This is a genomic window from Pseudoalteromonas sp. NZS37, from assembly GCF_015864265.1.
Classification (GTDB): Bacteria; Pseudomonadota; Gammaproteobacteria; order Enterobacterales; family Alteromonadaceae; genus Pseudoalteromonas; species Pseudoalteromonas arctica.
Window position 1 is genome coordinate 46087 of record NZ_JADYXL010000005.1, and the last position, 20303, is coordinate 66389.

32 protein-coding genes are annotated in these 20303 nt (G+C 41.9%); 19 read left to right on the forward strand and 13 right to left on the reverse strand.

Annotated elements, in window-relative coordinates; genetic code table 11:
• Positions 1-64: 64 nt before the first annotated feature.
• The gene (locus I6F47_RS10685) at positions 65-277 is read right to left on the reverse strand and encodes a hypothetical protein (protein WP_197183816.1); all 213 of its coding nucleotides are present in this window, start codon (positions 275-277) and stop codon (positions 65-67) included.
• A gap of 140 nt (positions 278-417) precedes the next feature.
• Between I6F47_RS10685 and I6F47_RS10690 the strand changes: the two genes are divergently transcribed.
• Positions 418-1452 (forward strand): hypothetical protein, encoded by a 1035-nt coding sequence (locus tag I6F47_RS10690; RefSeq protein WP_197183817.1) that lies wholly within the window; start codon positions 418-420, stop codon positions 1450-1452.
• Positions 1453-1481: 29 nt separating this feature from the next.
• Complete coding sequence (locus I6F47_RS10695; RefSeq protein WP_197183818.1) at positions 1482-2249, forward strand: hypothetical protein; 768 nt, start codon at positions 1482-1484, stop codon at positions 2247-2249.
• Between the two features lie 87 nt (positions 2250-2336).
• Here I6F47_RS10695 and I6F47_RS10700 read toward each other — a convergent pair whose 3' ends face one another.
• The 11 genes from I6F47_RS10700 to I6F47_RS10750 form a co-directional block, all read right to left on the reverse strand.
• Positions 2337-3512 carry a recombinase gene (locus I6F47_RS10700; protein WP_197183819.1) on the reverse strand — a complete coding sequence of 392 codons (1176 nt, stop codon included), beginning with the start codon at positions 3510-3512 and terminating at the stop codon, positions 2337-2339.
• Between the two features lies 1 nt (position 3513).
• Positions 3514-3735, reverse strand: a complete 222-nt coding sequence (locus I6F47_RS10705) for a hypothetical protein (protein ID WP_058549596.1) — start codon at positions 3733-3735, stop codon at positions 3514-3516.
• A 98-nt stretch (positions 3736-3833) separates the two neighbouring features.
• Positions 3834-4415: a 3'-5' exonuclease gene (locus tag I6F47_RS10710; protein WP_197183820.1), complete on the reverse strand. Its 582-nt coding sequence runs from the start codon at positions 4413-4415 to the stop codon at positions 3834-3836.
• Between the two features lie 12 nt (positions 4416-4427).
• Positions 4428-4673 (reverse strand): hypothetical protein, encoded by a 246-nt coding sequence (locus tag I6F47_RS10715; protein ID WP_197183821.1) that lies wholly within the window; start codon positions 4671-4673, stop codon positions 4428-4430.
• Positions 4674-4685: 12 nt separating this feature from the next.
• Positions 4686-4856, reverse strand: coding sequence for a hypothetical protein (locus tag I6F47_RS10720; protein WP_197183822.1), 171 nt, complete (start codon positions 4854-4856; stop codon positions 4686-4688).
• Positions 4856-5614 (reverse strand): hypothetical protein, encoded by a 759-nt coding sequence (locus tag I6F47_RS10725; RefSeq protein ID WP_197183823.1) that lies wholly within the window; start codon positions 5612-5614, stop codon positions 4856-4858. Before I6F47_RS10725 ends, I6F47_RS10720 begins: the two co-directional genes overlap by 1 nt.
• Before the next feature lie 162 nt (positions 5615-5776).
• Positions 5777-6040, reverse strand: coding sequence for a hypothetical protein (locus tag I6F47_RS10730; RefSeq protein WP_058549599.1), 264 nt, complete (start codon positions 6038-6040; stop codon positions 5777-5779).
• A 112-nt stretch (positions 6041-6152) separates the two neighbouring features.
• Positions 6153-6317, reverse strand: a complete 165-nt coding sequence (locus tag I6F47_RS10735; protein ID WP_016899782.1) for a hypothetical protein — start codon at positions 6315-6317, stop codon at positions 6153-6155.
• A gap of 19 nt (positions 6318-6336) precedes the next feature.
• Positions 6337-6741, reverse strand: coding sequence for a helix-turn-helix transcriptional regulator (locus I6F47_RS10740; protein ID WP_197183824.1), 405 nt, complete (start codon positions 6739-6741; stop codon positions 6337-6339).
• 161 nt (positions 6742-6902) lie between these two features.
• Positions 6903-7628 (reverse strand): zinc ribbon domain-containing protein, encoded by a 726-nt coding sequence (locus tag I6F47_RS10745; protein ID WP_197183825.1) that lies wholly within the window; start codon positions 7626-7628, stop codon positions 6903-6905.
• Positions 7629-7669: 41 nt separating this feature from the next.
• Complete coding sequence (locus tag I6F47_RS10750) at positions 7670-8296, reverse strand: LexA family protein (RefSeq protein ID WP_197183826.1); 627 nt, start codon at positions 8294-8296, stop codon at positions 7670-7672.
• Between the two features lie 134 nt (positions 8297-8430).
• Between I6F47_RS10750 and I6F47_RS10755 the strand changes: the two genes are divergently transcribed.
• Together I6F47_RS10755 and I6F47_RS10760 are read left to right on the forward strand one after the other, a co-directional pair.
• Positions 8431-8655 (forward strand): transcriptional regulator, encoded by a 225-nt coding sequence (locus I6F47_RS10755; RefSeq protein WP_197183827.1) that lies wholly within the window; start codon positions 8431-8433, stop codon positions 8653-8655.
• Between the two features lie 111 nt (positions 8656-8766).
• On the forward strand, positions 8767-9006 hold the full coding sequence (locus I6F47_RS10760) for a hypothetical protein (RefSeq protein WP_197183828.1): 240 nt from the start codon (positions 8767-8769) through the stop codon (positions 9004-9006).
• Here the strand turns inward: I6F47_RS10760 and I6F47_RS10765 are convergent.
• Positions 8966-9406 carry a hypothetical protein gene (locus tag I6F47_RS10765; protein ID WP_016899789.1) on the reverse strand — a complete coding sequence of 147 codons (441 nt, stop codon included), beginning with the start codon at positions 9404-9406 and terminating at the stop codon, positions 8966-8968. The genes I6F47_RS10760 and I6F47_RS10765 overlap by 41 nt on opposite strands.
• A gap of 88 nt (positions 9407-9494) precedes the next feature.
• Between I6F47_RS10765 and I6F47_RS10770 the strand changes: the two genes are divergently transcribed.
• From I6F47_RS10770 to I6F47_RS10835, 15 genes are all read left to right on the forward strand, one after another.
• Positions 9495-10538, forward strand: a complete 1044-nt coding sequence (locus tag I6F47_RS10770) for a PriCT-2 domain-containing protein (protein ID WP_197183829.1) — start codon at positions 9495-9497, stop codon at positions 10536-10538.
• Positions 10538-11905, forward strand: a complete 1368-nt coding sequence (locus I6F47_RS10775) for a virulence-associated E family protein (protein WP_197183830.1) — start codon at positions 10538-10540, stop codon at positions 11903-11905. Before I6F47_RS10770 ends, I6F47_RS10775 begins: the two co-directional genes overlap by 1 nt.
• Positions 11895-12215, forward strand: a complete 321-nt coding sequence (locus tag I6F47_RS10780; protein WP_197183831.1) for a hypothetical protein — start codon at positions 11895-11897, stop codon at positions 12213-12215. Before I6F47_RS10775 ends, I6F47_RS10780 begins: the two co-directional genes overlap by 11 nt.
• A complete protein-coding gene (locus I6F47_RS10785) occupies positions 12212-12562 on the forward strand; it encodes an antiterminator Q family protein (RefSeq protein WP_197183832.1) in 351 nt (116 codons plus the stop codon). Before I6F47_RS10780 ends, I6F47_RS10785 begins: the two co-directional genes overlap by 4 nt.
• A gap of 17 nt (positions 12563-12579) precedes the next feature.
• Positions 12580-12753: a hypothetical protein gene (locus I6F47_RS10790; protein WP_161936777.1), complete on the forward strand. Its 174-nt coding sequence runs from the start codon at positions 12580-12582 to the stop codon at positions 12751-12753.
• A 177-nt stretch (positions 12754-12930) separates the two neighbouring features.
• Positions 12931-13404: a lysozyme gene (locus tag I6F47_RS10795; RefSeq protein ID WP_197183833.1), complete on the forward strand. Its 474-nt coding sequence runs from the start codon at positions 12931-12933 to the stop codon at positions 13402-13404.
• Complete coding sequence (locus I6F47_RS10800; protein ID WP_058549609.1) at positions 13397-13825, forward strand: hypothetical protein; 429 nt, start codon at positions 13397-13399, stop codon at positions 13823-13825. Before I6F47_RS10795 ends, I6F47_RS10800 begins: the two co-directional genes overlap by 8 nt.
• On the forward strand, positions 13719-14000 hold the full coding sequence (gene lysC / locus I6F47_RS20765; protein WP_442960280.1) for an Rz1-like lysis system protein LysC: 282 nt from the start codon (positions 13719-13721) through the stop codon (positions 13998-14000). Before I6F47_RS10800 ends, lysC begins: the two co-directional genes overlap by 107 nt.
• Positions 13984-14340, forward strand: a complete 357-nt coding sequence (locus I6F47_RS10805; protein WP_058549610.1) for an HP1 family phage holin — start codon at positions 13984-13986, stop codon at positions 14338-14340. The genes lysC and I6F47_RS10805 overlap by 17 nt, the downstream gene beginning before the upstream one ends.
• Complete coding sequence (locus I6F47_RS10810) at positions 14330-14707, forward strand: HNH endonuclease (RefSeq protein WP_058549611.1); 378 nt, start codon at positions 14330-14332, stop codon at positions 14705-14707. The genes I6F47_RS10805 and I6F47_RS10810 overlap by 11 nt, the downstream gene beginning before the upstream one ends.
• 93 nt (positions 14708-14800) lie before the next feature.
• Positions 14801-15262, forward strand: a complete 462-nt coding sequence (locus I6F47_RS10815) for a P27 family phage terminase small subunit (RefSeq protein WP_197183834.1) — start codon at positions 14801-14803, stop codon at positions 15260-15262.
• Positions 15263-15275: 13 nt separating this feature from the next.
• The gene (locus tag I6F47_RS10820) at positions 15276-16991 is read left to right on the forward strand and encodes a terminase large subunit (protein WP_197183835.1); all 1716 of its coding nucleotides are present in this window, start codon (positions 15276-15278) and stop codon (positions 16989-16991) included.
• Positions 16991-18235, forward strand: coding sequence for a phage portal protein (locus I6F47_RS10825; RefSeq protein WP_197183836.1), 1245 nt, complete (start codon positions 16991-16993; stop codon positions 18233-18235). Before I6F47_RS10820 ends, I6F47_RS10825 begins: the two co-directional genes overlap by 1 nt.
• Positions 18232-18975 (forward strand): head maturation protease, ClpP-related, encoded by a 744-nt coding sequence (locus tag I6F47_RS10830; RefSeq protein WP_197183837.1) that lies wholly within the window; start codon positions 18232-18234, stop codon positions 18973-18975. Before I6F47_RS10825 ends, I6F47_RS10830 begins: the two co-directional genes overlap by 4 nt.
• 70 nt (positions 18976-19045) lie before the next feature.
• Positions 19046-20290, forward strand: coding sequence for a phage major capsid protein (locus I6F47_RS10835; protein WP_197183838.1), 1245 nt, complete (start codon positions 19046-19048; stop codon positions 20288-20290).
• The last annotated feature ends 13 nt before the right edge of the window (positions 20291-20303 follow it).

The window sequence follows — 20303 nt, forward strand, 5'->3', positions numbered from 1 at the left end:
TTTAAATTCCATTTTTAGTTTTTCTATCTTACCTAATTATTTTATAAGGTGTAAACATAACCCGCTAATTAAGCGGGTTTTTATATATTGTAATACCTCTCACACTTCGTTTTATCTTTTCAAGGTTGTCTGATAACACCCATAACATCCCTGCTAGGGTGTCTTTATCCATTGCTTCAAAGTGATCTTCGATACATAGCGCGTTAATTGCGGCTTCTGCTTGGTAGATGTTTTTATCTAGTTCGTTTTTAAGTTGTAGCGCTTTGTTGTTTTGCATTTGGTATTTCCTGCTGTTTTCGTTGAGGAAAAGATACAAGTAATTTTGTTCATTAAAAAGTGAAAATACGTACGTCCTGTGGTACAAATTACGTCGTGAAGTTCGTATTTAGATATTATATATCAAGAAGGACGTAGTAAATGAAGCGAATTACCCCCGCAAACTTAAGAGAGTTACGTAAAAAATTAGGTTTATCGAGTCAACAAGCGGCAGATAGTGTTTATAAGAACCGGCGATTATGGCAAAGGTATGAAGCACCGGTGACTGCTAGTAGCAGCTTGAACATACCGCCAGCAACACTTGAACTATTTTGCTTAAAGCACGGTTTACCGTACCCGCCAAATAAGCAAGGGAAATTAGGAAAGCTAGTTAGCTTTTATGGTGGCCAAAGTGGTGCAGGGCATACGTCACTAACTATTGATATATGCACTGCTTTAATGGCCGATGGGTATGAGGTACTTGTTATTTCTGACCCTGATGGTTGCGCAATGTATGGCGAGATGTCTGTTAAACATAACTATCCATTTCCAAGAACGATAGAAGTTGAAAGCTCAAATAATTTGAGTTTCACGAATGACTTAGTAAATTTACCTTACTCTTCTTCTCCAGGTGCCTTAAAGCCGATAATAGATAACTACGATTTCGTATTTCTTGATATTGGTTTTATGATGGCTGAAAAGTATTTTGATGTTTTAGAACCTGATTTGATTATTGGTCCTGCGAAAATCAATGAATTGCCGGACCGTAATGGGAGAGCTTTTAATAATTTAGAGAAGTTAGCTGCAAGATTCTCAGAGCAGAAAAATAACAAAACTAAATTAGCGTTATTGATGGTCGCAGTATCAACAGGTTATGCATTTAGCCCCGGATACTATGGTTTATTTGATTCAAGTGCTGATGATTATGAAGAAGAGAGAGATATTTATTTTAAACAGCAGGAGGTAAAAAAATTAAATCAAGAAAAATTGTTGGAACTCTTTAAAGGTTTAATAGGGAAACCGAACATGTTTTTAATGAATAGTTATACATCAGATGCTTACGATAGCTATAGAGAAAGATATGCTAAAGGATATAGCATATTCAACAAAGCGCCTAATTCGCTACCAGCTCATGAACTACGAAGTGTTAAAAATGAAATTTTAAGGTTGCTTGGTGTTCCAGAAAGAGCTTATTGATATATAACTACAATTTAAAAGGGATATTTATGTCTAACACTAATAGTGAAACTTCACCAAAATGGCTCTTGATTGTACTTATAGCTCTTGCTTTTGTGTGTATCGGTGGTGTGTACTTATTATGGTTTAAAGGCGTTGGAGTCGGTTATGGTGGAACTACTGAAACATGGTCTCATTTTGGTAGTTTTTTTGGTGGCGTGCTTGGCCCTGTTCTGTCATTTTTCTCCTTTATAGGAATTATTTATACTGTTTATTTACAGTCAAAAAGTAATAAAGAACAAGCAAAGGCAAATGAGCATACGACTGAGGCTATTAAGTCATCTGAAATATTGAGTAAAGAAAATTTAGAAGAACAACGGAAACAATTTAAAGAACAAATTGAGTATGACAAACAGCAAAGACTTTTAGATTTTTTGACAAAAATATTGGACGAGTTAGAAAGTGCAGGAGGAGATGTGTACTCTGATTTTGTTCCAAAAGAAACTAGCGCAGCTAGAAAGCTTGGCCCTCACTTCAACTTATATTCTTGGAAACTTCGAAAAACCTGTGTTGTAGTTAAGAGGCTCAGGGATAAGCTGGACATAGATAGTGCTAGAATTGTTAATTTACTTCTTGAAGCTGTGATAGGGCAAATTGAAGGTTATATTAATGCTATTGAACAACATAAAAATGTATTTATTAACCAAAGTGATATTCCACAATCTCTAATTGATTTGGAAACCGCTAAAAAGGCTTTTAGTAGAAATCTCGAATACTTGAATGAAAAGTACAAACTAAAAGATGAAAATAATAAATAATATTACGTAAGAACCCGCTAAATAGCGGATTTTTGCTCTTATGGTTTTAGAGTATGTGCGTCATTGGGCAAAGTACACATTGGTGGTTTAGCTTAGGTTTACGGTTAAGTTAGGCACTTGCACCCATTCTATTTGCTTGCCGAATTCGGTGTAGACTTTGGTTGATTTGCTGTCTGAGTGGCCCATTCGAGTTTGTGGGTCCCAGCCTTGGGCTTTTATTAGGCGTGCTGATAGGCCGCGTATTTCGTGGTACGTTGGGCGTTCTTCTGGTTTTAGGTTGTTGTATAGGCCTAGTTGGTCGCGTACGTTTGAAAATTCGCGGCTGATATTTTTGCTTACTATTTGGGTAATGTGGTTTACCAATGCACTGGTTGGGTTTGAGTTCTTTTTAGGGAGCTTATGCACGACGTAGGGTGATACGGTGTTATCGCGGCTGTTGTCGATAATGGCTTTTATGGTGTCGTTGATGGGTATTATTACGTGCGACGCTTCACTTTTATAGGTTTTTTGGCGGTGTATGGCCAGCTCGCCGTAAATTTTACCGTGTTGGTCTGTGAGTGGTTCTTTATACCAAATGCAACCACAGCGTCCTGGCTCTGCTTTTTTTAGTTTGTATTCTATGCGTGAGACTTCAAGCACTGCGTGGGTGGTTTGCATGGTTAAGTCCATGGCTGTTTTTAGCCAGAGTGGGGCGGCTGCGCGTATTTTTTCAAATGCGTTTACGTCCAGGGCTTTGCGCTTTTTGGCTTCTTTTGGCTTTTTAATTTTAAGTGCTGCTGGGTTGGTGAGCATATGGCCTGTGTCTTTGGCATAGTCGAATACCAGTTCAAGGAAGCTTAGTTTGCGGTTGTATACGTTGTTACTGGCGCTTTGATGAAAGTGCTCCATGTAGTCGGTAACATCACTTAGGGTGATTTCTTCGCCTGGCATGGTGAAGTATGACTTAACGCGCTCGGCATCGTTTAACCACGTAGATGCTACACTGGTGCCGGGCTTTTTATCGGCGGTCATGCGTTCAATTATTTTATCTACTAAGCTGCTAAAACTGGTTTTTGATGCGGTGTCGTTTATTAGGTCGTCTAGTAATGAGCCGCCGCGTTTTATGCGGTTGTACTCGTTGGCTATGATGATTGCTTCGGTACGGTTTTGGCTAATAATTTTGCGCTTGCCGTTTACCAGCTTGAGTTGATAGCCGGCGTTTTTATCAAAGTATAAAAACGGCGGCAGGTCTCGGTTTTTGTTAAGTCGTTTTCTTGGTGCCATGTTAGCTGTTCGCTGCTAGTTGCAATGCAATTTCTTTTGCTTTTGCATGCGTTCCTGGTTGTTGGTCTTCGTAAATATACACTTGTTGGCCTGGGCCTACCAATTCACCTAGTACATAACCGGTTGCTACCCAGTCGCGGAGCGATTGATAACTTGGTAGTGAGTCGCTGTGAAAGTGGTTTTTGGCCCAGCAGCGGGCTTTCATTAATTTAGGCTTTTTCATAAGTCACCTTGCTCTCATTTGGCTGTGTTTTTTTCATTGTATGTTTACGTTTATAAAATTGGCGTATGCGAGCCCGTTGTTGGGCTATGCAATTGCGTTTAAATTTGTGCATTGGTGTTTAACTTTAATTGTTTGTAAATGTCGCTTACGTATTTAGCTTGGTGCTTGGCATCGTCTAGCGCGTTATGTGGGTTGCCTTTAAATTCGTTTGATTTTTTAGGGTCGATGCCTAGTACTCTGCGACCAATATCTACAACGGTGCGAACGTCGCGGTCGTTACTAAAGTGCCATGTTTTGGTCATTTTTGTGGCGGTGTAGGCGTTGGTTAAAATGGTGTTGTCGAACGTGGCGCCGTTGCCCCATACAATGCGGTTTTTGTAACCTTCGATTTGGTATAGCCAGTCATTAAGCTCAAGTAGGGCGTCTTTTAATAACATGGTGTCTTTGCTGTTAAAAATAGCGCGGGCTTCATCGCTTTTTTTCATCCACCATTTTAGGGTTTCGCCGTCTACTGTGCCGTAGCTCATGGCGTCTTCTAGGTCGATGACTTGGTAAAATTCTGCTCCAATGTTGCCTGTAAGTGGGTTGAAAAATACGGCGCCAATAGAGACGATAACCGCGTTTGAGTGCTGGCCTATGGTTTCAAGGTCTAGCATTACGTCGTTTAGTTCTGTGTTCATGTTGGTTGCCTATTAATTGTTAAAAATAATTCGTGCATCTTGATCACGGCCAGCATAAAGCCAGCCGTCCATTGCTTCTTTATCGTCTTTAGATAGGTGGCGATATTTAGCAATATAAGCATCTCCTTTAACTATGCCTTGAGGGCCATCATGGCTGCTTGAACCATAACTAAAGCCATTTTCTCTAAGCCACTCTTCGGCAGTGAATTTAGCGCCAAAAGTGGTGCCGTCATGTTTAAACACTTTTTCGTTTGCCATTGTTATATCCTGTTATTCCCATGGGACTAAGCCCAGTTGTTTACGTTTGTCGTTCCACTTTTTAACTAGTTGGCAGGCTTCTTGTTGAAGCTTTTTGTTAGTTAGTAAGCGGCTGATCTCTTCTGGCTTTTTTGCTTTAAAGCTGACCAAGGTTTCGAGCGTTACTTGCTCAAAGCTGTTCATTAGTCGCTGCTGTTTGCTAATGCTTTTATGTCTTTTACGTCGGTTTGCCAGCCATTTGCTTTTGCTCGGCGAAGCCATTTACCGCAGTGCTCAAGTGTTTCTTTTTTAGGGCGTAAACCACCTTTGGGTGCTTCTACTAGTTCGGCTTCGTCGTCTTTGTTAAGCAGTATTAAACCGCCACGGCCGCTCTGATTTAAGTAGAGCAGAGGCGTTTGTTGTTCGTCGTGCCCTTCAACCATGCCACCTAGGTGGTAGGGGTAGGTTTGAATTATGTCGTTGTCGTTTCTATAAATTTGGTTTATTGCGGCTACATCTAGGCGGTTTTCAAGTTCAAGTATTTGCTCTTTTAACTGCGTGTTTTTCTTGCATTCGTCTTGGTATTTACGCTTTTGCTGCTCTGCAGCTAGGCGTTGGCTTTCTAGGCGCTCTTTGTAGCTTTTAACTTTTTCGCGCAGCTTTTTAGGTGTGCCGGCTATTTCTTTAAATGCAGCAAGGGTAATGTTTGCATCTTGATTTTTGGTTAATGCATGGTCGCGTTCACGGTTCGCTTGCGCCAGCTTTATTTGGGCGTTTTCTAGGTTTTTAAGCAATACCGCCGCGCCTTGTTCGTAGTCTTTGATTAATATGTTTAACTTGTCGTTTTGCTCTTGCAGCTGGTCTGCTTCGGTAACCATTTGGTCAAACTCGGCTACTTCATGGTTGTATGCTGAAACTAAGCTTTCAATTGCATTAACGACTGATAAAGGTTGGTTGCTCATGTTCATTATCCTGGTGTTGTAGTAACTTCAATTCAGCCCACTCATTGAATGAGCTGTCAAAAATTACTGGTTAAAGCCATTGGTCTAGGTTTTGTTCAATGATTAGCAGTGCGATGAGTGCGATTACCCAGAGCATTGACGTTAGGTTTTTCTTGAATGATTTCATGCGGCCATTGCTGTTTTTAATGTGCGGGTGTTTTCTATTAGGCTTAAAAAGGCTTTGGTAACGCATAGGTCGCGTTTGGCGCTGGCATTAAGTGCAATTGACCCTATTAGTTTTTCTTTATGAGTGTTGACCAGGACTATTACACAGAACTTGGTACCCGATTCGTAAAGGCGAAGTTCCTCACCCTGCATATGCTGGTTCATAAAGTGAATGCGTTGTTTTAGTTGGTTTATTACCAATGCTGTGAATACGTTTAGCATGATTGTTCGTCCTTTTTTCCTGTTGTGTTGTTGGTTGGTTGCTTACGGCAACCACTCGGCTGGGCTAGTTGGGCAAGTGCGCGCCAGCAGGTTGTGAGACTTTTGCCCTGAGTTAGGCCGCGTGTGGCGGTGGCTCAGGGTATGGGTTGTTGGCCGCTTTAATATTTGGAATTACCAGTTCAAAGGGGCTTGCCTTTTGTGCTTGCTTTAGCGTGTGAAGTAACGGGGCCGTGGCGGCGTTATTTCTGGCTGTTGGGAATAAAAATACTTTGGTCATCGCTATTCTCCTTGTGCCGTTAGGCTGCTAGTAAGTCGTTTTGTAGTTCACGCATGCGGCGTAAACGAGTGGTGCGAACTGTTCGGGCTACCCGAATAGTTCTAAAACTGCGTTCTAGGTCGTTATTTGCTGCGCTAATTAGGCAAAGTAATATGCAAACTGTGTAGCGCAATACGCCTTGCTTGATTGCTTGGTGTACCGTTTGACGCATGGAATGGGTATTAAATTTAAAGCTGAGCTCGTTACATGCTTGGCGAACCGTGCACAGTTTTACGCCTAACTCGTCAGCTATACTTTTTTGCGGTAGGCCTTTAGCGACCAATAGCAAGGTACGCGCCTGTTGAGTTGGTAAGCGTGAATAGGGCTTGGCATTAACGTGCATGTCGTCAAGCTGGTATCCGGTTTCTGTGCGTATTGTGTTCATGGTGGTTCAAATAACAAATTTATTTGTAATTTAATGTACTTGTACTTTTGTTTTTGGTCAAGTTAATTTAACAAGTTTATTTGTTTTTATATGGGGTGGGATTGAAAGGCACAAAAAAACCGCCGTAGCGGTTTGTCTGTTAATTTGGAAAGGAATTAAAATTAATCTATAAGGTAATTTTTTTGCTCTGTTTCAGTAACAACAGCGTTAAATGAATTGGTACCTCTATAAGTCGTTTGCACTAATATGTGATCGCCTTTATCCCAGTAAACGGTTTTAACGTGCTCATAACTATCAGGGTTTTTCATTTTACTCTTTATATATTTTTCGAATTGATAATGAGAGCCATCAAATGCGCTAAACTGCTTTTCTATAGAGCGTATGCGGTTCATTTTTTTATTATAAAAAGTATGTTTCTCTTTATATTTTTCATTATTTGGATCAAGGGCTATTAGTTTTTCGTAGATATCGAAGTTTTCTTTGGTTTGTGCGGTTGGAATTTTAGCAACTCGAGCAACCAAATCTAACTCTTTTGCTTTGTTGCGAAGAGTTACTAAATCAGGATCCTTTATAGTGTTGTAAGCACCAGCAGCTTTGATTGCTTTTAAGTATTCACCATTTTCTATGAATTGATTCATCTGTGCTATTAGCTGGTTTTTATTTTTATTGAACTTTGACTGCTGGGAGGCTTGTAATTGCTTTTGTGCGGTTGTGTCTTTGGCACCTTGAATACTTGAGTAACCAAAGTAAAGTATTGCTAAAACCACTAATAGGCCACCACAGCCTAAATTAGATCTTTTCTTTTTGCTAGTTGCTCCACAGTTAGGGCAGCTTGCAGCTTTTTTGCTTATTTTATGCCCACATTCCTTACAATTTATTAATGCCATGATATTCCCTATGTTTAGTTTCCATTTGATAAATTTTTATTCTAATTTCTTTTTCTATAACTGCCAATAACTACGCCGCAAATAACTGCATCAGGCAGCATTTCGATTATTGGGTTAGGCCAATTTGGGTTAAGTGCTTTTAAGTATTTTTGTGACCCGTCTATTATTAGTTGTTTGAATGTAGCCTCAGTATTGCCATTTTGACGAATAACTACACAAGAACCGTTACGCGCTTCGACCTCTGGATCAACAAAAATTATTTCGCCATTGATAAAGTCGGGCGACATTGACTCGCCTTTCACTTCAAGCGAATACGTTGATTGACTGTGTTTTTCTGGGCAAGGGTAAAACGTTTCTACATCACTTAAATGGATATCAGCCCAATGGCCTGCTTGCACCCAGCTAATCAAGGGAATACTCGACAGTACTTTGTAATTAGGTAACACATTCTCTGGGTCAACCTCCATTCGACCAATGCCTTTTTCTAACCAATCAGCAGATATATTCAGAACTCTTGCTATAGATGCTGTATTACCAGACCTTTGGGCTTTACCTGAGCATAAATATTGAATTGATTGTTGGCTTACTCCTATTTCACTGGCTAGCTTTGTTTGAGCCATTCCTCTAGTGGACAATGCATGTTTTAGACGTTCGCCTAAGTTATTCATATGAAACCTAATGAAATTTTAATAATTATAATGTTACAAAATAATTTGTATTCTGTATCTACAAAAATACATGTTGCAAAATAACAAGTCTATTTGTACTATTGATTTCTATCAATTCTTTATAGAGATGAATTATGAGCTCTAACTACCCAGCTTTAACGCAAGCAATTGCTACCTTAGGTGGCCAAATAAAACTTGCGGATGCAATTAAAACTTCTCAACAAAACGTATCTAACTGGCTAAGAACCGGCAAAGTTGCACCTGATAAAGTGATTCTTATTGAAAAAGTCACGGGCGTGTCTAGGTATGAGTTGCGGCCTGATATTTATCCGCCTGAGGAAAGCAAAAAAGCTGCTTAGGTTGGTAGTTTTCATGTGGGTTACTCCTGGGTTGTTGTGCGGTTAATTTTAGTGCAATAACACAACAAGGAACAAACCTGCGCGATATATGTTTTTTTATACAGGTGATTTATGGATAACAAAAAAAGCGAATGTATTGGTTTAGCAACATTTGAGATTAATGGTGTTACACACCAATTTGGTTTAACTAAAGATGATTTTGATATGTTTAGGCTAAGAAAACAAAAGCTCCAAGACAGTATTAAATCAATGACAGATAGCCTGAAGCATTTTAGTGAAGAGAGAGTAAAGCTAGAAAGTCAGCTTGCTGTTATTCACCAGGCTGAAGCCAATTTTCCGGTAAAAGATTAAGGGCTGGGCCGGTGCACTTCAGCTTGGCTATATCATATTGGCGATCGTTATATTTGAAGAAGTATTCGTTACCTTCCTTTGTAGCAATATATTGTTCAAACCAACTAGGTACTTGCTTTACTTTAAATTGTGTAACGGTTAATCCTTTCTCTGTAATTGTGTATGAGTCTTTATCACCAGTTGAACGGCGGATATACCCCTCGTCATTTAGCCAATTTAAAGTTGGATTAAATGATTTATCCATATCTTTGATGAGGCGGTTTATTCCGTGTTCATCAAAAAAAGCTAGGATTTTATCTTTGCTTAAAGATACTTCAAATGGAAAGTTTTTAGCTGTGTGATGGAGAACAAGTGAACTAACTAAAACAAATTGGTTTTGTGCGTCAAGTTCTAAAGACATTTTTTGCTTCCTTATTTTGGTTTGTTGGTTTGGTTACTGAACATACTAATTTAAGGGAGCCCTTTAATACAACACAGGAATAATAACAATGCAGCAAACGACTTTGCAGGATTTACAGGATGCATTGCAGTACCTTGACCCTAATTGCTCACGCGATGAGTGGGTTAAGGTGGGCATGGGTATTAAAAATGAGTTTGGTGATACAGGCTTTGATGTGTTTGATAGTTGGAGCGCAGGTAGCGAGCAATATAAACCGAGCGATATTAAAAGTACCTGGCGTAGCATTAAGGCTGGCGGCGGTACTACGATTAAAACTGTTTTTAAAATGGCAATAGATAATGGGTTTACTGTTAAGCGTGAACCGATATCCCCAGAAGAACAAGCCAGGCTAAATAAAGAATTTGCACAACGTGCTAAAAAGCGCGAAGCGCAAGAGGCAGAAGATGAAGCCGCGCGCCAGCGTTGGCATGGGGTGATTGCCGATTTTTCCAAAATACTTGTCGAACAATTTACTAAACCTGTTAACTCTAATAAATATTTGGCTGCCAAGAAGGTGGCCAGTTTTGGTTTAAGCAGCTTTAAAAGTGCTGTGATAGTTATATTTAGGCCTAATTTTACGGCTGAGGCTGTGACAGGTGGTAAAGAAATTAAACAATTTTTTGCTGATTTGCCTGATAAGGAAACCCGCGATTTTAGTTTTTTACATTTTAAGCGTGGTGATTTAGTGATGCCGTTAATTGATATTGAAAAGGTGCTTTGGAATATTCAGGTTATTAATGAGCAGGGAACTAAGTTGTTTTTAAAGCATGGCCGTAAGGCTGGGTTGTTTCATTTTATTGGTAAGGCGAGCAGCTGTAATATTTTAGCGGTTTGTGAGGGTTATGCCACTGGGGCGAGCATTCATATGGCAACTAAGTGGCCATGTGCAGTGGCGCTTGATGCGGGCAATTTGATGGCGGTGGCCACTGAGCTTAAACACAAGCTTGCTGATAAAACCTTTATATTTTGTGCTGATGACGATGCCAATACGAAGGGGAACCCGGGTGTAAGTATGGCTAATGATGCTGCAGCTGCGGTGGGTGGTTTGGTAGCAATACCTGACTTTGCTGCTGTTGTGGATAAGGCGGCATAATGGCTAAAAGTAGTTTAAACGATTGGAATGATTTACACGTTAATGCTGGCCTTGATGCGGTTAAAGCACAATTACTGAGTGTGGTTGATAAGCCTAGTGCTAATGATGGTAATAAAGAAAATAACCCGCCGCCGCAAAACGCTGACGCGCGACAGCGTTCTCTGGGGGATGAGCAGTGGCAGGCTAATTTCCAAAGAACGAATTCGGGTATGCCTCAGGCGAGTATTAGTAATACAAAGTTGGTGCTTGAAAATGACCCTGCTTTTGATGGCGTTTTGGGCTATTGCGACTTTAGTTATCGTATTATTAAACGTAAAAAGCCGCCGTTTTTAAAGGGTAAGGTGGGTGAGTGGACCGACACTGACACTGAGCGTTTACGTATTTACCTTTCTGAAACCTATGGCTTTACGCCTAGGGCCAATGATGTGCTGGGTGCTATTTTGGTTCACTCTGAAGAACATGCTTTTCACCCTGTTAAGGATTATTTGAATTCGGTTAAGTGGGATGGTACACCGCGCGTTGCAGTGTGGTTGCATAATTACTTGGGCGCTGAAGATACTGACTATGCGGCTATGGTTGGTACGTTTTTTTTAGTTTCGGCTGTGGCACGGGTTATGTGCCCGCCAGTTAAGGTGGACTCGGTTTTAATACTTGAGGGTAACCAGGGCTTAGGTAAGTCGACCATGTGCAATAATTTATTTGGTGATTGGTTTACTGATACGCCTATGGCGCTTGGCGAGAAAGATACGTTTCAGCAAATGCAGGGGATGTGGGGTATAGAGCTTGCTGAACTTGATTCGTTTAATAAGGCTGAAAATACAAAGGCTAAACAGTTTTTTGGCTCTAAGGTTGATAGGTACCGCCCAAGTTATGGGCGTATGGTACAGGAGTTCCCGAGGCAGTGTGTGTTTGTGGGTACCACTAACCAAGATAGGTATTTAAAGGATTCTACGGGTAACCGGCGATATTGGCCTGTGATGTGTACGAAGATATGCCAGGATGCGATTGCCCGTGATAGGGACCAGCTTTGGGCTGAGGCGCTTCATTTGTTTAATGGTGGTATGCCGTGGTGGCCTACGGATGAATATAAGCATTTGTTTGAAGAACAGCAGGAAGATAGGTTTGACTCTGATGTGTGGGAAGGGCTTATTTACGATTGGTTGCTTAAGAATATGCGGGGTGATTACTCGTTGGCCGATATTATGACTGAGGTGCTTGCTATGGATCCACATGCTATGCGACCACCTGAACAAAAGCGGGTAGGCCAGATTATGCATAGGCTTGGCTTTACTAAAAAGAAGAAACGAGTTGATGGTAAGCGCCCTGCGTTTTATGTGCCGCCTGAGGGGTTTTGGAATGTTAAATAGGTTTTTTACTATGACCATGACCAGTAAAGGTGACCGCTGGAAGGCGCGTGGTTGTTGGAGTGGTCATGGTGGTCACGGTGGTCACGGTGTTTTCGCGCACACATACGCGCGCGGGTGCGAGCGGACACGCGTATTTTGTACTTTCTGTTTATATGTTTGTTCTTGTGTATGTAAAAACACTATGACCACCATGACCAGTATGACCAATAGAGTAAATACAAGGGTTCTAGCGGTCACGGTAGGTGGTCACGGTAAAAATAAGGGTGACCAACGCGGTTTTAATTTGTTATTAGGCTTTGACGAGGAATGATGATGCAGTTAGTTACGACGATTGATGATTTGCTTAATGAATGGGGTGTGTGGTCTCAGGCTGGTTTGGGGCTTACGCTGAGCTCTGCATCGAATGATGGTGTAGTGGCGTTAATTGATGATGATATGGGTTTGTTGATTGACCAAGCTGTGGCAATGCTGGGGTTGTATGCTCCAAAAACGAAAGTGGTGGTTATGATGAGTTACCGTTCTCAGTTGAGTACTAGGCAAATAGCTAAGAATTTAGATATTGGTGAAACCAAAGCTAGACAGCTGCTGTTAAGTGGTTCGGCTTGGCTTGAGGGCCATTTGCTGGCTAAGGGCGTAATAATTAAACAGGCAGCTTAATTTATTTTGGAGGTTTTATGTTTTCATCATTCAAAAATAATAGTTTTTCTAAGGCACAGCTAGAAACTGTAAATATTGATATAGATGGAGTGGTTAGTCTTAATTTAAAAAATGACTTAGTTAAGGCTAAAATCAAAGAGCAAGTTTTTAAACTAAAGAAATTAAACGATATTATGAATGGTATGAAATAAAAGTTGCAATCGGGCGCCCAATAACTATACTAACTCAGGTAAGCTTAGCAAAGCTGCATCATAAAGCCCGAGGTTAACACCTTGGGCTTTTTTGTGTCTGCTGATTTATCCTTACATCCTGTTGTTGTAACCCGCTTAGGTTTTGCCTTAGCGGGTTTTTTACGTTTGAGGCCTTAAATGAAGATTAATAAACTATTAGCCGCTGGTGTTACGGGCGTTCTTGCCTTAACGGGTGTAATGGTTGCTGAATTTGAGGGTGAAGTAAGAACAGGCTATGTGGACCCTGTTGGTGTGGTTACTGCTTGCTTTGGCCATACTCAAACAGCTGAGCTTGGTAAGACTTACACTGAAAAAGAATGTTTAAACCTGTTTGCTATGGACTTAGGTGATCATAATGAGCAGTTATTGAGAGCGGTGAATATTTCGCTTACTACCAGTGAGCATGCGGCATATATGTCGTTTCACTATAACGTGGGCGCTGGGAACTTCCGTAGTAGTACGCTGCTTAAATACTTAAATAACGGTGAGAGTGTTAAGGCATGTAATGAATTACAACGCTGGGTTTATGCTGATGGCCGTAAGTTACCAGGCTTGGTTAAGCGCCGAGAGTTGGAACGACAGCTATGTTTGAGTGAGTTAACTGATGCTTAGTTTAAATAAGATTGTTTTTGCAGGCTTAGCAACGATGCTGGGCATTACTGTTGTTAAGTATATGGCTGTTGAGTCTGACTTAACACAAGCACTTGATAATAATAAACAGATTAAAGCATCAGTTCAAAGTTATAAAAACCATGCAGAGCATTTAACTAATAGCTTGGCTGATGCTGATAAGCGAAATAAGCAGCTACTTAAAGAGCGTGATTTACTGGCTAAGCTGAGAGCTGATCACCAGCAACAACTTACTTCAATTAAAACTAAACTCCAATCTTCTACAGCGCAGCTTGATGCGTTAAGGCTTTCAACTAATGAAACAACTAAGACCTGGGCTAACGATTGTGTGCCTAGCACTGTTATCAGCATGTTCAAGTACGCAAGGGTTGGAGCCTGCAGTAAAGACAATAGTACAAACTAAATATGAGTTTGTGTTGATGCCTAATGATTTTATCAAGCCATGTAGTGTTAGTTCTCATGTTGTTGGTGATAATGCATCACATAGCCAGTACACGGCTTATTTAGAGTCTGTTATTGATACGTGCAATGAACAATTATTAAGAGCAAGAAGTTGGAACAATGCGAATAGAGATTAGTGATATAGCTACGCAGAAAGTTGTAAGTGCTACAACGTATAGTGCTAGCTTAGCCACTGCTGCAGGAGGAGTGTTTAGCTTGAATGAGTGGGCAATATTACTAGGGATTGTATTTGCAGCTCTTACGTTCTTAGCTAATTACTGGTTTCAGTACAAACGTAACGAGCGTGAAGCAAAGAAATATGAAGATGATAAGGAGTTCCATAGGGCTCGCATGAAAGAGTTGCTTTTGGAAGACTCCAAGCATCAGCAGAAGCGTTTTGATGAACTTCTTGAGATTGATGCTAACTATAGAAAAGAGCGTATCAATAAGATTCTGGAACAGCGCAGTGGCAACTAAGCCTGGTACTTGGTGCACTAAGTGCAAAGCTGTGCACAGAGGTGAACCATGCCCTAAACGTTTACCGTTTGGCCGTAAGCGTAACGGGGACAAACAATCAGGTAGAGGTGGCCGTGTGTGGCAGCGAACAAGAGAGTTTATATTTCATCGTGATAACTTCTTGTGTCAGATATGCAAAGCTAAAGGTGTTCTAACCTCTGTTGAGTTGCATGGCGCTTACCATGGTATATGTGATCACATTGTGCCGCTGAGTCAAGGTGGTGACGATAAGATAGATAACCTTCAGACCATATGCCAAGCATGTGATAAAGAAAAAACAGCACTTGAGTCACGTCAAAGTCTTAACCCGGGGGTAGGCAAAGTTTAGCGCTATCCCACGTACACCGCCCCCTCAATTAGATTTTTATGCGGGGCAGAAATGAAATGAAAAAACCCACTTATAGAGATTATTTGGTTAATTATGGCAGGTAGATACCCAGCAGTAGCAGAGGACACAACTAATAAAGTTGTTAAGTTCCCTAATGCTGCTGAAAACAAGGAAATTAGTGATAAAGACGCGAAGAAGATCGCGATCAAATCGCGTCCGCGTGGTATGTCAAAGGCTGAGCAGCAGGTATGGAATAACGATATGCCTGAATATGTAAAGATTAATCGCTTCAAGCCTCACTATGTTCGGTTTTTTAAAGAGTACTGCATTGTAATTGCGCGCATGGAAGCGGCTCTTGCGTACTTAGAAGAGCACGATTGGAAATATACAACGGAAGGTCGTAACGGTATTCAGCATAAAACTAGACCAGAGGCCAGCCAGTACAATGATGATTGGCGCAAACTTAATAGCTTGATAAATCAAATTGGCGGCAGCCCTGCGACCGACCAACGATTTAATAATTTACAGCCAGGCTTATTTGATGATGTGTATTAAGTGAGTTTGATAAATGCAAAACCGTAGTGATTACCCAACATTTCATCGTGATCATTTAGCTGACATTGAACAATATGCATCAGACGTACTCAGTGGTAAGCGCCCAGCTAATAAATATGAAGTCTTAGCCGTTGAGCGTGAAAGCCATGACTTAGCAAGGGCGGCTAGTAAAGATTTTCCATATTACTTTGACCCAGAATCAGCACTTAAAGTTATTTGGTTTTTAGAAACCTTTAGCCACGTAAAGGGAAAGTGGGCCAGAGCAAAAGGCCATGAGGGTTTGCTTAGCCTAAGTGGTTGGCAAAAATGGATTACAGCGCAAGTATATGGTTGGAAGCATGTAACTACTCACCGCCGTCGTTTTCGGACCGCATTTACATTGGTACCGCGCAAAAATGGTAAATCTACATGGGTTGCACCAATTGGTTTATATATGCTGGCTAACGATGGTGAGCCAGGTGCCGAAGTTTACTGTGGTGCTACTACACAAAAGCAAGCCAACGAAGTATTTCAGCCAGCTAAAAAAATGGCATTAAAACAACCCGTATTCAGACGCCGTTTTAATATTGAATTGTTTGCTCAGCAAATAGAAAAAACAAACGATGGCGGCAAGTTTGAACGCTTAATTGGTAATCCGGGTGATGGTGGTTCGCCTAGTTGTTATTTATGTGACGAATACCACGAACATGACGATGACGACCAACGCGATACGATGATCACCGGCATGGGCGCACGTGAGCAACCACTTGAATGGATAATATCAACAGCCGGTTCAAATTGGTTTGGGCCATGCGGACAATACCAAAAAGAATGCCAAGAAATACTGGAAGGTACCCGCACCGACGAAACCGTTTTTGCCATGATTTACACCATTGATAAAGATGACGACTGGCAAAGCGAGGAAGCTTTACGCAAAGCAAACCCTAACTTTGGTATATCGGTTGAAGAAGAGTTTTTATTAAATCAACTTTCAAAAGCTAGGCAGTCAGCCCGTAAGCAAAACGCATTTAAAACAAAACACTTAAATTTATGGGTAGGTGCACGCGAGTCCTGGTTAAATATTGAAGATTGGCTAGCTGCAGGTGATTTAACGCTAGATATAGAGCAATTTACAGGTGAAGAGTGCACCAAAGGCGTCGATCTTTCAGAGTCTGACGACTTAACCGCCGATGTAACCTGCTTCACACGGCCAGTAAACGGCAAATTACACTATTACTTTTTTGCTAAAACCTATGTAACAGAAGCAAAAGCAAACGAAATAGACATTTACCGAGACTGGGTTAACCAAGGGCACTTAATTGAATGTGAAGGTACCAGCATAGATTACGACGAAGTAGAGCGCGCTATCGAAACCGATAACGAAAACTATCAAGTAACCGGCTTATTTTACGACCCAGCAGGTGCAGCACCAATAGCACAGCGGGTACAAAACAGCACCGGTATAGAGCCCATTAAAGTATCACAAAATTACACCAACTTTTCGCCGGCCATGCGCGAGTTTGAAAACTTACTCAGGCAAGGCCGTATACACCACAATGGTGATCCAGTTCTTACTTGGTGCCTTGGCAATGTCATAGCCAAAGAAACCATGGACGGTAAATATATCCGCCCAGTAAAAGAACATAAAGACAACAAAATTGATACCGCAGTCGCTAAATTACTGGCCTTCATAGGTTCATGGCAACCTGAAGAAGACGACGGTTCTAACCAAGAGTTTTTGGAATTCTAATGTTTAAAATCCCGTTTTTAAGTCGTAACAGCAGCAAAAGTGCACCTGCAGTTAACAATACTGCAGAGCAAAACACAGCAATGCAGGATATAAATAGTTTATCTGATCTGTTTGGCGTTATGCCATCACTTGCAGGCCCCGCGGTTACGCCTAAAACATCAATGAAAGTGTCAATAGTATTTGCCTGTGTGCGCTTAATTGCCGGCGCAATAGCACAGATGCCCGTACATATTTTTGAACGCAGTGATAACGGCGATAAAAAACGTCTTGCTAACCACAATTTAGCCAGCCTTTTTAACCTACAGCCCACAGCAGTATGGAGCGCCGCTGCATTTTGGGAGTACATAGTGGCCAGCATGCTTTTGCATGGCGATGGTTACGCGGTGTTATTACGCGATCGCAACGGCGACATAGAAGAAATTTTACCCATTAGTCCCGTAGGCATGAACGTAGTAAATAACAACGGCCGGCTAAATTACTTTTTTACACTGGATGGCACCGCCCGCGGCTTTGACCAAGACGACATACTGCACTTTCCAGGCTTTGGCTTTAACGGCCTTAAATCTATGTCGGTTATTCAGTGGGGCGCGTTTAATAGTATTGGTTTAGAGCTTGCCATGGAGCAACACAGCGGCGAGTTCTTTAAGTCAGGTTCAACGCAACGTGTAGCCGTGGTAAAGCAAGGTAAGTGGGACGAAACACAAAAAGACTCATTCAGAAACGCATGGGTTAAAGCCTACGGCGGTGTAGAAAACGCAAAGTTTCCGCTGGTTCTTGATAACAGTACCGATGTAAAGCAACTTAGCGTATCAGCAAAAGATTCACAGCTGCTTGAATCGCGTGAATTTCAAATTACCGACATAGCCCGCGCATTTGGCCTACCTAGTTTTATGGTAAACCAAGAGCAAAAATCAACATCGTGGGGCTCAGGTATTGGCGAAATCGGTTTATCGTTCTTGCGTTTTACGCTTGGCCCACACCTAAACCGCTTTGAGCAAGAGATAAACCGCAAACTGTTTTTAAACAAACCCATGTTTGCCGAGTTTATAGCGGCAAATTTAATGCGCTTAACGCTTAAAGACAGAAACGAAGCATACCGCCAAGCCATTGGCGGCTCGCAGGGGCCCGGTTGGATGAGCATAGACGAAGTGCGCAAGCTCGAAAACTTACCCGAAATGGGTGGTCGCTACGCATTGCCATACGACCCTATTGCCAATAATCAACAAATGGAAAACGAATCATGAATAACAGCCGCAAACTAATGCAGTTAGTTAAAAATAACTGCCAAAACCGTGACCAAGTTGGTTATCAAGTAAAGCAGCAATCACCACTGGCCAATGCAGGTGAAAGCCGCCCCGCATTTTTAATTTACGATGTAATTGATCCATGGTGGGGCGTATCTGCCGAAATGATAAAACGCGACTTGCTCAACATTACTGATGCCACCGACATCGATGTGTATATTAATAGCCCAGGCGGTGACGTATTTGAAGCCACCGCCATTTACTCAAGCTTAAAAGCGCACCCAGCAAAAATTCATATTCACATCGATGGCATCGCAGCCAGTGCCGCAACACGCATTGCCTTAGCCGGCGATACTATCGAAATTGCTGATTCAGGTTTTTACATGATCCACTATGCCTGGACACTAGCACTGGGTAACGCACAAGAAATACGCGACACCGCCGACATGCTTGATAAAGTCGATAACACCATAGTAAACGACTACGAAAAGCGCACCGAAGCAGGCGAAGCACAAGTACGCACCTGGATGAAAAACGAAACCTGGTTCACCGCACAAGAAGCCCTAGAACATGGCTTTGTAGACAGCATTATGCAAGATACACCAAGCGAGCAAACCACCAATAAAGCGTGGGACTTAACGTCTTATCAAAACGCACCGAAACCACAACCACCGCAAGATAAATTTGTGCAGCGTGAACGGCTAGAACGATTTGCCAACATGCTGCTAACTACTGGCTAGCTCCGCTGGCAACACTATTTAAAGCACCTTAGGGTGCTTTTTTTGTACTTAAAATTGAGGAAATTAAATTATGTCTATCCAACAAAAGCGTGAGCAGCGAAAAGAGTTAGCTGTAACCCTAAACCAGTTAGTAACGGATCACCCAAAAGACGAAGCGTGGGGCGATGACAAGCAAAAAAAATACGACGACCTCGTTAATAAAATCGATGCACTTGATGGTGACCTAGACCGCCAACAAAAAGTACTCGACTTACAAGCAAAGTCAAAGCAAACCATTCAAGACCGTGCCGATAAAAACGGTATCTCTGCTGATGAAGCTGAGCACCAAATTCACCAAGAAAAAGCGGCCTATGCATCCTGGTTGCGTGGTGGCATGTCAGCACTTAATGAAGATCAACGCAGTGCAGTACAAGCACGTATTAACAGCCCTAAAAACGCTATGAGTACAGGCCAAGGCTCAGAAGGTGGCTATTTAACCGCTGACGAAATCGCACCCGGTATTTCACAAGCGCTTAAAGCGTACGGCGGTATGCGTGAGCTTGCAACCGTAGTGCCCACAGCAACCGGCTCTACTATTCCATGGCCTACTGCTAATGCAACGGCTGAGCAAGGTGAATGGTTAGCCGAAAATACAGAAGCTGGTGATGAAGACACCACCTTTGGTGTACGTAACATCGATACGCATATGGTCAGCTCTAAAGTCATTGCCGTGCCGTTCCAACTACTGCAAGACACGCAGTTCGACCTAGAAAGCTATATAAATGAGCAAATAGGCATGCGTATTGGCCGCACCTCAGAAGATGCGTTTATAAATGGGTCAGGCACCTCAATGCCGCACGGTATTTTAGCCGACACCACGGCAGGTAAAGTCGGGGGCTCTGGGCAAACATCTATTATCACCTTAGAAGACTTAATTGACCTAGAGCACAGCGTTGATCCGGCTTACCGTCGTAGTGCGCAATGTGGCTTTATGATGAACGACTCCACAATCAAAGTCGTTAAAAAGCTTAAAGACACACAAGGTCGGCCACTTTGGTTACCCGGTATGGAAGCCTCAGAGCCTAACACTATTTTAGGTAAACCGTACGCCACTAACCAACATATACCCACCATGGCGGCTAACGCTAAGTCGGTTTTATTTGGTGATTTTTCTAAATACATTGTACGCGATGTATCGCAAATGTTGTTCTTCCGCTTCACTGACAGCGCATACAGTCGCAAGGGCCAAGTTGGTTTCTTAGCGTTTATGCGTACCGGTGGCCGCTGCATCGATGTAGGTGGTGCTGTTAAGTACTACCAAAATGCAGCCGCTTAATTGATGCTCCTCT